This window comes from Aeromonas sp. DNP9 (assembly GCF_001728955.1).
GTDB classification, from domain to species: Bacteria; Pseudomonadota; Gammaproteobacteria; order Enterobacterales; family Aeromonadaceae; genus Aeromonas; species Aeromonas veronii.
On sequence record NZ_LYSQ01000024.1, the window covers coordinates 81,823 to 90,889 of the forward strand.

At 58.4% G+C, this 9,067-nt stretch carries 12 protein-coding genes; 8 read left to right on the forward strand and 4 right to left on the reverse strand.

Annotated elements, in window-relative coordinates; genetic code table 11:
* Positions 1-69 precede the first annotated feature (69 nt).
* Positions 70-873, reverse strand: coding sequence for an FKBP-type peptidyl-prolyl cis-trans isomerase (fkpA, locus tag A9G06_RS16825; protein WP_005335283.1), 804 nt, complete (start codon positions 871-873; stop codon positions 70-72).
* A gap of 118 nt (positions 874-991) precedes the next feature.
* Between fkpA and A9G06_RS16830 the strand changes: the two genes are divergently transcribed.
* Together A9G06_RS16830 and A9G06_RS16835 are read left to right on the forward strand one after the other, a co-directional pair.
* Positions 992-1,960, forward strand: a complete 969-nt coding sequence (locus A9G06_RS16830) for a vegetatible incompatibility protein HET-E-1 (RefSeq protein ID WP_043820853.1) — start codon at positions 992-994, stop codon at positions 1,958-1,960.
* A 14-nt stretch (positions 1,961-1,974) separates the two neighbouring features.
* The gene (locus tag A9G06_RS16835) at positions 1,975-2,190 is read left to right on the forward strand and encodes a SlyX family protein (RefSeq protein ID WP_005335285.1); all 216 of its coding nucleotides are present in this window, start codon (positions 1,975-1,977) and stop codon (positions 2,188-2,190) included.
* A 99-nt stretch (positions 2,191-2,289) separates the two neighbouring features.
* Here A9G06_RS16835 and slyD read toward each other — a convergent pair whose 3' ends face one another.
* Both slyD and A9G06_RS16845 read right to left on the reverse strand, forming a co-directional pair.
* The gene (slyD, locus tag A9G06_RS16840) at positions 2,290-2,961 is read right to left on the reverse strand and encodes a peptidylprolyl isomerase (RefSeq protein WP_069555940.1); all 672 of its coding nucleotides are present in this window, start codon (positions 2,959-2,961) and stop codon (positions 2,290-2,292) included.
* A 143-nt stretch (positions 2,962-3,104) separates the two neighbouring features.
* Positions 3,105-3,308: a YheV family putative zinc ribbon protein gene (locus A9G06_RS16845; RefSeq protein ID WP_005335287.1), complete on the reverse strand. Its 204-nt coding sequence runs from the start codon at positions 3,306-3,308 to the stop codon at positions 3,105-3,107.
* A gap of 39 nt (positions 3,309-3,347) precedes the next feature.
* On the opposite strand from A9G06_RS16845, the gene A9G06_RS16850 reads away from it, so the two are divergent.
* The 3 genes from A9G06_RS16850 to A9G06_RS16860 all read left to right on the forward strand — a co-directional run bounded on the left by A9G06_RS16850 (position 3,348) and on the right by A9G06_RS16860 (position 6,113).
* A complete protein-coding gene (locus A9G06_RS16850; RefSeq protein WP_069555941.1) occupies positions 3,348-4,007 on the forward strand; it encodes a hypothetical protein in 660 nt (219 codons plus the stop codon).
* Between the two features lie 153 nt (positions 4,008-4,160).
* On the forward strand, positions 4,161-5,060 hold the full coding sequence (locus A9G06_RS16855) for a chemotaxis protein (RefSeq protein WP_069555942.1): 900 nt from the start codon (positions 4,161-4,163) through the stop codon (positions 5,058-5,060).
* Between the two features lie 66 nt (positions 5,061-5,126).
* Positions 5,127-6,113, forward strand: coding sequence for a hydrolase (locus A9G06_RS16860; RefSeq protein ID WP_069555943.1), 987 nt, complete (start codon positions 5,127-5,129; stop codon positions 6,111-6,113).
* On the opposite strand, the gene A9G06_RS16865 is transcribed toward A9G06_RS16860, so the two are convergent.
* Positions 6,092-7,243, reverse strand: a complete 1,152-nt coding sequence (locus A9G06_RS16865; RefSeq protein WP_069555944.1) for a GGDEF domain-containing protein — start codon at positions 7,241-7,243, stop codon at positions 6,092-6,094. The two genes, A9G06_RS16860 and A9G06_RS16865, sit on opposite strands and share 22 nt — an antisense overlap.
* Positions 7,244-7,340: 97 nt before the next feature.
* On the opposite strand from A9G06_RS16865, the gene A9G06_RS16870 reads away from it, so the two are divergent.
* From A9G06_RS16870 to A9G06_RS16880, 3 genes are read left to right on the forward strand one after another with little or no spacing between them, the layout of a single operon-like run.
* On the forward strand, positions 7,341-7,565 hold the full coding sequence (locus tag A9G06_RS16870) for a YheU family protein (RefSeq protein WP_005335298.1): 225 nt from the start codon (positions 7,341-7,343) through the stop codon (positions 7,563-7,565).
* 52 nt (positions 7,566-7,617) lie between these two features.
* Positions 7,618-8,487 (forward strand): phosphoribulokinase, encoded by an 870-nt coding sequence (locus A9G06_RS16875; protein ID WP_005335299.1) that lies wholly within the window; start codon positions 7,618-7,620, stop codon positions 8,485-8,487.
* 16 nt (positions 8,488-8,503) lie between these two features.
* On the forward strand, positions 8,504-9,037 hold the full coding sequence (locus A9G06_RS16880; protein ID WP_069555945.1) for a DUF4136 domain-containing protein: 534 nt from the start codon (positions 8,504-8,506) through the stop codon (positions 9,035-9,037).
* The last annotated feature ends 30 nt before the right edge of the window (positions 9,038-9,067 follow it).

Sequence of the window (9,067 nt, forward strand, 5' to 3'; positions counted from 1 at the left end):
CCCGCGATTGCAGGGAATACACAAGTAAAAACGGCTCCTTAAGGAGCCGTTTTTAACTACAAGAAGGGATTACTTCTTGGCGTCGTCTGCAGTCGGCTTCTCGATAGCCAGCAGCTCAACGTCAAACACCAGCACGGCATTCGCCGGGATGGAGCCTGCACCATGCTCGCCATAGGCCAGCTTGGACGGCAGGAAGAACTTGAACTTGGAGCCAACCGGCATCAGCTGAACACCTTCGGTCCAACCCGGGATAACCTGGTTGAGCGGGAAGGTAGCCGGCTCGCCGCGATCGACGGAGCTGTCGAACTTGGTGCCGTCGGTCAGGGTACCGGTGTAGTGAACCTTGACGATATCGGTAGATTTCGGCTTGGCGCCAGTGCCCATCTTCTCGACCACGTACTGCAGGCCGGATTCAGTGCTCTTAACACCCTCTTTCTTGGCGTTGGCAGCCAGGAACTCTTCGCCCTTCTTCAGATTCTCAACGGCGTCTTTCTCGGCCTTGGCCTTGGTCAGCTCGTTGATCTTGGCGTCGTAATCCTGCAGTACCTTCTGGATCTCTTCATCAGTCATCTTGGCTTCTTTGCCCAGACCGTCAGTCACCCCTTTCAGGATCACGGCGTTGTCCAGTTTGATGCCCAGTTCCTGCTGACGCTCCAGGGTATTGGCGATGTAACGACCCATGGAGAGGCCAATTGCGTAGCCAGATTGCTCTTCAAAGCTCTTGGCTTCAGCCTTGGTCGCCTCTGCCGGCTTGCTGGCTTCTGCCTTCACTTCGGCGGTATTGGCCGCAGCAGGCTTCTCGTCTTTTTGGCAAGCAGTCAGACCGACGGCAACGGCCGCCGCCAACAGGGACACCTTCAGAAATTTGTTCATCAGTTTCTCCAAACTCCAAATACCGCTCTCGGTTCCATCGTGAAATGAGAGGTTTATCGTGATAAGCGCCTTATACTAACGCCGTGATCGCAGGTAACAAAAGCGTGAGACCGCAAAAATGATAAAAAGTGCCATTTATCTGGTGAGCCTCTGTTTAATGCTCACCGGTTGCGAGCAAAGCTCCCAACCCAACCAGCAAATGACCCTCGCCAGCACGGGTCTGCTAACCGCAGATCTCTCCAGTGATGGCAAGCAAGCCATCGTCTCCAGCATCAGCCAGGGCATCATCGTCTGGGATCTGGAACAGAACCGTCAACGCTGGCGCTGGAAGCAATCCGACTCGGCGGATGATCTGGTATTCATTACCCGCTTTTCCGAAGGCAACAGCCATGCCGTCACCGCCACCCCCGACACCTTTGCAACCTGGCGGCTGAGCGACGGGCAATCACAAGGCTACTACTCACTTCCTGAATCCAGGCTGAGGGACATCGCGCTCTCTGCCGACGGTCGTTATGTGCTGATCGGGCGGGAAGATGGCAAAGCTGAGTGGCTCGATACCCGAAGCGGTCGTCGCCTGCAGTTTCTGGGGCACACCGAGCAGGTCAATACGGTGGATCTCTCCGCCAACGGTCGCTACGCCCTGACCGGCGGCAACGACTATAGCGCCTATCTGTGGGATACCCGTAGCGGGCAGGTGATCTGGCGCTTCAACCATGGTGGCCGGGTGATCATGGCCAGACTGGAGCCGAGCGGCCGCTACGCCTTCACCGCCGACAGCAGCCGGGCCAGCATCTGGGATCTGAAAACCGGCAAGGAGGTGAGTCAGCTGCAATATGATCACCGCTTCGAGGTCTACACCAGCGCCCGCTTTGCCAACGATGGCAAGTGGCTCATCACTGGCGCCCCTTCCCGTCAGCTCTCCCTGTGGCAAGTGAGCGATGGTGCCCTGCTGCAGAGCTGGCGCGTCTCGCCGCAACCCAAGGTGAAACCGCCCAGCGCAGTGGTCTACGGCGTCGCTTTGCGCGACAATAGCCACCTTGTCAGTGCCAGCTCCAGTGGTCTGGCCGAAATCTGGACAATCAAGTAAGGACCCGAAGGCCCATGAGTCAGCAACTTAACGATCGCATCGAAACCCTGGAAACCCGTCTCGCCTATGCGGAATACACCATAGAGCAGCTCAACGACGAGGTGACCACCCAGGGCCGTGAACTCGATCGGCTCAAATACCAGATCCAGCTGCTGATCGACAAACTGCAAAGCGTACAGCCCAGCCAGATTGCCAGCATGGCCGAAGAGACCCCGCCGCCGCACTACTAAGCCGGCACTATCTCTGGTCAGGCAACATGGCTGGCACAGCTGTCAGCCAATAAAAAACCCGCGATAATCGCGGGTTTTTTATCATCGGCATGGCCGTGATCAGTGGTGATGGCCCTTGCCACCACAACCGCCGCCACCACAGCAGCCGCCGTGACCATGGTCGTCACCGTGGTCGTGGCCATGATCGTGACCGTGGCCAGCACCGCCGCAGCAACCGCCCTGGCCGTGACCCTCATCATGGTCGTGACCATGACCGCCACAGCAGCCGCCGTGATCGTGGTCATGACCGTGATCGTGGCCGCAACCACCGGCACCGTGAACGTGGCCATGGGCCAGCTCTTCGGCAGTGGCAGCACGCACGTCCTTGATCTCGACCTTGAAGCCCAGAGTCACACCAGCCAGCGGATGGTTGCCATCCACTTTGACGAACTCTTCGGACACTTCAACCACGGTCACCGGACGGTGGCCATCGTCGGTTTCAGCCACAAAAGTATCCCCTTCGGAGACTTCCATGCCGTCGAACAGCTCGCCCGGTACTTCTTGTACCAGTGTCTCGTCATATTCGCCGTAGGCCTGGCTCGGTGCCAGAGTCACTTCGAAGGCTTCACCTACCGCGCGACCTTCCAGCTCGGCTTCCAGGCCTGAGACCAGGTAACGGGTGCCGTGCAGATAGACCAGCGGCTCTTTGCCGACAGTGCTGTCGATGACTTCACCGTGCTCGTCGGTGACTGTGTATTCCAGCGTAACCACGCTCAGAGGAGCTACTTTCATGTCAGGATCCTGCGGATAGAAAAAAACGGGCTCAGAATACCCTAAAAAGCGGGCCGCGCATATGCCGTGCGGCGCCACGGAGTGACGAAAAAAACGGCAACAGCGTCAGCGAGGAGACCCGCATTCCACCCGCCGTTGCCTTATCAGGGGCGAAACACCCCGATCACCTCTTCCGCCTCGCGAGTCTGCTTGTCGACCTCGGCAGGCGTTTGTACCTGGGTATCGCCACAGGCGACGCAGGTCACCTTCTCGACTCCATGCTCCAGATACAGCATCATGTTGTCCAACTTGCCGCACGCCGGGCAAACTGCACCGGCAATGAAGCGTTTTTTACGTCTGGTTTCCATATTTGTTACCTCCAGGCAGCATCATATCAGGGTTTTTACATGCATCACGCCATCGAGTATCACCATTTTTCCTGCCAGGGCCTGCACGCCGGCAACCGCAAACGAACTCCGGTCGGGCAGCTGTTGAGGATCACCCGGGGCGCTGCGCTGCTGAGACTGGGCCAACATGAGCTATTGCTGCCGGCAGGCTGCAGCTTCTGGCTCTGCGCCGATGCCCTCGCGGCCTTCAGCCCCCTCAGCGGTTGCGAGTACGATCAGCTGAGCGTCTCTTTGCGCGTGGCTCAGCCGCAGCAGGCTGGTTGGCTACAAGCCACTCCACTGCTCAATGCCCTGCTCGACTCGCTGGCCCGGTGGCAACGTCCGAAAGAGTGGCAAGGGGCCTACGGTCAGCGACTGCAGGTGATCCTGGATGAGCTGCAACAGTGCGCCATCAGCCAGCAGGGTCACGGTGAGCTGCAAGCCTGCTGGCAAGCGCTGGCCAATGGCCAAACGGAGTCTCTGCAACTGTGGGCACAACAAGCCGATGCGCCGGTGGAAGGGAGTGAATTGCAACAACAGTGGCAACTGCTGCAGGCGCTCAGATTGCTCAAGGGCGGCAGCAAACCAGCACAGGTGGCCAGCAAGCTGGGTTATGCCGATGAGACCGCATTGCAAGCGGCCTGCCAGCAATGGGGCGTTGGCGAGGATGGCGATCAATAACCGGACGCCGATGTGAGTGTGCCAACGAAATTGGCTGAATGAGTCCAGTTTTTTGCCAGATGGTCGTTAACAAGGAAGGGCCATTCCCCCCGTAATCCTTTATGCTAGAGGCCTGAAGTGACTGCCAACGTTTCGACCAACAGGACATCTGCCATGACGAGCAAAGCCAATCAATCCCAGGGCATGTTGCTGTTTCACCTTTCAGCCAAACAATCCTTTGCCATCGGTACCCTCAAGGTGAAGGAGATAGTGCCCTACACCCAGCTGACGGCAATGCCGCACTCGCACCCGACCGTGTTGGGGGCCGCCAATATGCGCGGCTCCACCATTCCGGTGATCGACATGGCGATGGCGGTAGGCTATCGCCCCATCAGCAAGGAGGAGATGCCCCACTGCTTCATCATCATTACCGACTGCCGCCGCACTCTGGTAGGCTTTCTGGTGCGAGGCATCGACAAGATCACCGAGTGCAACTGGCGCGATATCGAATCGCCCCCCGCCTCCCTCGGCCACAATGTCTTCGTAACCGGTGTGACCCGGGTCAATGACCAGCTGATCCAGCTGCTGGATGTGGAGCTGATCCTCTCCCGGGTCTATCCGGATGATCCGAGCCACCTCTATCCGGTGCTGACCGATGTGCAGCGGGAGCGGATCAAGCCGATGCGGATCCTGCTGGTCGATGACTCCTCGGTCGCTCGCCGTCAGCTGATGGCCGCCCTCGACTACATCAATATCCCCTATGAGGTCTGCACCAATGGCAAGGATGCACTGACCCTGATGCAGGCGCGGGCAAGCCAGAAGACCCCGATCGACATTCTGGTGAGCGATATCGAGATGCCGGGGCTCGATGGCTATGAGCTGGCCTTCGAGGTGCAGAGCGACAGCAAACTGGCGGGTGCCTACATCATCCTGCACACCTCACTCTCCAGCGAGATCAGTGTGGAGCGGGCCCATCAGGTGGGAGCCCATGAGGCGCTGACCAAGTTCGAAGCCAACGAGCTTATCCAGGCCATGCTGCGCGGTGCCGAACATCACGATCGCCTGCTGAAATAAGCCAATGACTGGCGGGAGGAACACTCCTCCCGCCCTCCTTATCTTCGACCCAGATCGACTGACCCCATGCTGACCGAGAGCCACTTCCACGCCCCCTGGTGGGCACGCAATCCTCATCTGCAGACCATATTGCCCAAATGGCTGCGCCGCACCCCAGCCCGTTTTGTGGCGGAGCGGTTTGAACTGCAGGATGGGGACTTTGTCGACCTCGCCTGGAGCGGGGAAGTCAGCCTTGATGAACGGCCGCTGATAGTGGTGTTTCACGGGCTGGAGGGGAGCATTCACTCCCACTATGCCAAGGGATTGTTCGCCCATCTGCAGCAAGAGGGTAGAGAGGCCGTGCTGATGCACTTTCGAGGTTGCAGCGGCGAGCCCAATCGCCATCTGCAAGCCTATCACTCCGGCGCCATCGGTGATTCACAGGAGCTGATTGCCGAGCTGAGCCAGCGCTTCCCGGGCAAACCGCTGATCGCCATCGGCTTTTCACTGGGTGGCAATATGCTGGTCAATCTGCTGGCTCGGGGCTGTCCTGTGGCATTGAAAGCGGCGGTGGTGGTCTCGGCCCCGCTGCAATTGGCGAGCTGCGCCGAGCGGGTCAATCAGGGCTTCTCGAAGGTCTATCAGAACTATCTGCTGCGCACCATGCGCCGCAATTTGCTCAGCAAAATCAGCCAGCAGCAGAAAGCGAGTGAACGCTGGCAACCTCGACAAGTGGAGCAGATTGCCACCCTGCGCGATTTTGACGAGCTGGTCACCGCCCCCCTGCACGGCTTTCACAGCGCCAGCCACTACTACCAGAGCTGCTCGGGGCTACCACTGCTGGGCCAGATCCCCATCCCCACCCTGATCCTGCACGCCGCCGACGATCCCTTTATGTCACACGCTGTCATTCCCCGGCCGGAGCAACTCTCGCCCACGGTGCGCTATGAGCTGAGCCGCCGTGGCGGCCATGTCGGTTTTCTGCACGGCACGCCCTGGCGGCCACGATTTTGGCTGGATGAGCGGATCAGTCGCTGGATTGCCGAGCAGAATTACTCTGCAACACAGAACTGATTACGCCCTAGCTCCTTGGCCCGATAGAGCGCCTGATCGGCACGCTCCAGCAACTGGCTTGCACTTTCACCGGGCTGTAGCGTGCCAATCCCCTGGCTCACCGTCACCCAAGAGGCGACATCGGACGCCAGATGTTCCAGCTGCAGGCTGGCCAGGCCATCTTGCAGCCGCTGTGCAACACTGGACGCAGTCTGACGGTCGGTATTGGGCAGCAGCAGCACAAACTCCTCCCCGCCATAGCGGGCCACCAGATCAGATGGCGTGCGTACCGCACGGTTGAGCGCTTGTGCCACCTCCTTGAGGCACATATCCCCCACCTGATGGCCATAGTGGTCGTTAAAGCACTTGAAATAGTCCACATCGATCAGGATGAGCGAGAGCGGGGCGCCGTTTTGCTGGCTATGGGCCAACGCGCGCTCCAACTCGATATTGAAATGCCGCCGGTTGGCGACACCGGTCAGAGGATCTTGCTTGGCGAGCTGATCAAGTTGGCGAAGCAGCGTCAGATTTTCATGCTCCCGCACGATCGCCAGCTCAAACCAGCGGTGCAGCATGCGGCGGCCAACCTCCAGCACCACCAGACCACAACCCAATCCCAACATGTATAACTGCGGAAAATCTACCCGCAGGTAAAGCTCATTCCATATCCCTAACAGCAATGAGCCGAACACGTATCCATAAAATACCTTCCACGAAGGATAGAAAGCGATCATCGCGGCTAACAGGTTGAGGCGCATGATACCGTTGGAAAAGCTGAGTCCACCTCGCAGCTCGACCTGTCCCAACGTATAAAGATGAACAGCCCACACACAGCCCCAGACCAGGGTGACCAGAGAGGCAGCCCTCAGCCAGGCCCTGTCATTGAGATAATCGCAGAACAGTCCGATAACAGGCAGCAGCAACAGCGCCACCATGACAAAGCCCAACTCACTCTGAAAACGCCATGGAAGAGAGCTGTCACTGGCCAGACCGGCCTGTCGATAGACTTCGTAGCGTATTGCAAGAAACAACACCATCAGCCATTGCAGTAACCAGAACCACACCATGCCGCGACTAATCGCGCGGCGACTGGCCTGAGCCAAATGCTCCACCAGGGTTATTGGCGCGCTGCGTTGCGCTTCAGACAACATCTCTCAGACTCCGGTGAAAAGGTAAAAAGTGATTGCATTCGCGGGATTCAACACAACAATAGCCTGACGATCACCTCTTTTGCTGTGAGACCTTTAAATGATCATTCCCTGGCAAGAACTGGACGGCGACACCCTGACCAACCTGATCGAACACTTTGTGCTGCAGGAAGGTACCGAGTATGGGGAGCAGGATGTGCCGCTTGGCGTCAAAGTGGACGCGGTAAGAGAGCAATTACAGCAAGGCAAGGCAGTCATCGTCTATAGCGAGCTGCACGAATCGGTGAATATCGTGATGAAAGACCGCTTCATCGAGCAGTCTTGACCCAACCGCAATCCGGACCTTATAACGGAATTCCCAAGGAAGAGAGAATCCCATGTCGGCCAAGCACCCCATTATTGCCGTTACCGGTTCGTCCGGTGCCGGCACCTCCACCTCCACCAACGCCTTTCGCTCCATGTTCCATCAACTGGGATATACCGCGGCTGTGGTGGAAGGTGACAGTTTTCACCGCTACACCCGACCGGAAATGGATGTGGCGATCCGCAAGGCGCGCGAACAGGGGCGCCACATCAGCTATTTTGGCCCTGAGGCCAATGACTTCGGGCTGCTGGAGAGCTTTTTCCAGGGCTATGGCCAGGATGGCAATGGCCAGTATCGCCGCTATCTGCACAGCTTTGACGAGGCGGTGCCCTTCAACCAGATGCCCGGTACCTTCACCCCCTGGCAGCATCTGCCCAGCAATACCGATCTGCTGTTTTATGAAGGGCTGCACGGCGGTGTGGTCACCGAGGATCACAATGTGGCGCGCCACGTGGATTTTCTGATAGGCGTAGTGCCCATCGTCAACCTGGAGTGGATCCAGAAGCTGATCCGCGATACCTCGGAGCGAGGGCATTCCCGCGAGGCAGTGACCGACTCCATCGTTCGCTCCATGGATGACTACATCAACTTCATCACCCCGCAGTTCTCGCGCACCCATATCAACTTCCAGCGAGTACCGACGGTGGACACCTCCAACCCCTTCAGTGCCAAGGTGATCCCGAGTCTGGACGAGAGTATGCTGGTGATCCGGTTTCGCGGCATCAAGCAGGTGGATTTCCCCTACCTGCTGTCGATGATCGATGGCTCATTCATGTCGCGGATGAACACCATAGTGGTGCCGGGCGGCAAGATGGGCTTTGCGATGGAGCTGATCCTGCGCCCGCTTATCCAGCAATTGATCGAAACCGGCAAAATAACCTGATTCAAAGGAGTTCACGATGCGGCTTGCTTATCTCTCTGTGGCACTGCTCGCCCTGCTTGGCGGTTGCAGCAGCGGGCCGGCGGCACCCACGCTGGAGTCCGGCACCATGCTGGTTCGCCCGATGGGCAACTGGACCTATGGTGCAACCCCGCGCTACGCCTTGGCCGAGCAGTATCAATTTGCCGGTGAACTGGCGGAAGGGTGGTTGGAGCCAATGCAGCAGGCGGTAAGCCGGGAGCTCAATGGCAAGGGGTGGCAGAGTGCACCGCTTGACGAGGCGGATCTGTGGGTCGCCATCGGCGTCGCGGGCGGCAAGGATATGAGTGACGGCGAGATTTTTGCCCGCCTTGGCATGACGCCCGGGGTATATGCCTCAGCCAACCAGCGCAAAGGGTCGCTGGCCATCGTGCTGCTCGATCGCAAAACCCAGAAAGCGGTCTGGAGCAGCATCATCCAGCTGACCAGCGATGTGAGCATTGCAGACAGCCAGCGTCAGGCACTCAGTCAGCAGCTCGCGGCCGAGCTGCTTCATAGCGTCCCAACCAATTAACAGTTAATGCTGGCTTATTGAAAAGGGATG

Excerpts from the sequence above, each read along its gene's own strand:
- fkpA (WP_005335283.1), bottom strand. The coding sequence starts at position 873 with ATGAACAAATTTCTGAAGGTGTCCCTGTTGGCGGCGGCCGTTGCCGTC.
- A9G06_RS16830 (WP_043820853.1), top strand. The coding sequence starts at position 992 with ATGATAAAAAGTGCCATTTATCTGGTGAGCCTCTGTTTAATGCTCACC.
- A9G06_RS16835 (WP_005335285.1), top strand. The coding sequence starts at position 1,975 with ATGAGTCAGCAACTTAACGATCGCATCGAAACCCTGGAAACCCGTCTC.
- slyD (WP_069555940.1), bottom strand. The coding sequence starts at position 2,961 with ATGAAAGTAGCTCCTCTGAGCGTGGTTACGCTGGAATACACAGTCACC.
- A9G06_RS16845 (WP_005335287.1), bottom strand. The coding sequence starts at position 3,308 with ATGGAAACCAGACGTAAAAAACGCTTCATTGCCGGTGCAGTTTGCCCG.
- A9G06_RS16850 (WP_069555941.1), top strand. The coding sequence starts at position 3,348 with ATGCATCACGCCATCGAGTATCACCATTTTTCCTGCCAGGGCCTGCAC.
- A9G06_RS16855 (WP_069555942.1), top strand. The coding sequence starts at position 4,161 with ATGACGAGCAAAGCCAATCAATCCCAGGGCATGTTGCTGTTTCACCTT.
- A9G06_RS16860 (WP_069555943.1), top strand. The coding sequence starts at position 5,127 with ATGCTGACCGAGAGCCACTTCCACGCCCCCTGGTGGGCACGCAATCCT.
- A9G06_RS16865 (WP_069555944.1), bottom strand. The coding sequence starts at position 7,243 with ATGTTGTCTGAAGCGCAACGCAGCGCGCCAATAACCCTGGTGGAGCAT.
- A9G06_RS16870 (WP_005335298.1), top strand. The coding sequence starts at position 7,341 with ATGATCATTCCCTGGCAAGAACTGGACGGCGACACCCTGACCAACCTG.
- A9G06_RS16875 (WP_005335299.1), top strand. The coding sequence starts at position 7,618 with ATGTCGGCCAAGCACCCCATTATTGCCGTTACCGGTTCGTCCGGTGCC.
- A9G06_RS16880 (WP_069555945.1), top strand. The coding sequence starts at position 8,504 with ATGCGGCTTGCTTATCTCTCTGTGGCACTGCTCGCCCTGCTTGGCGGT.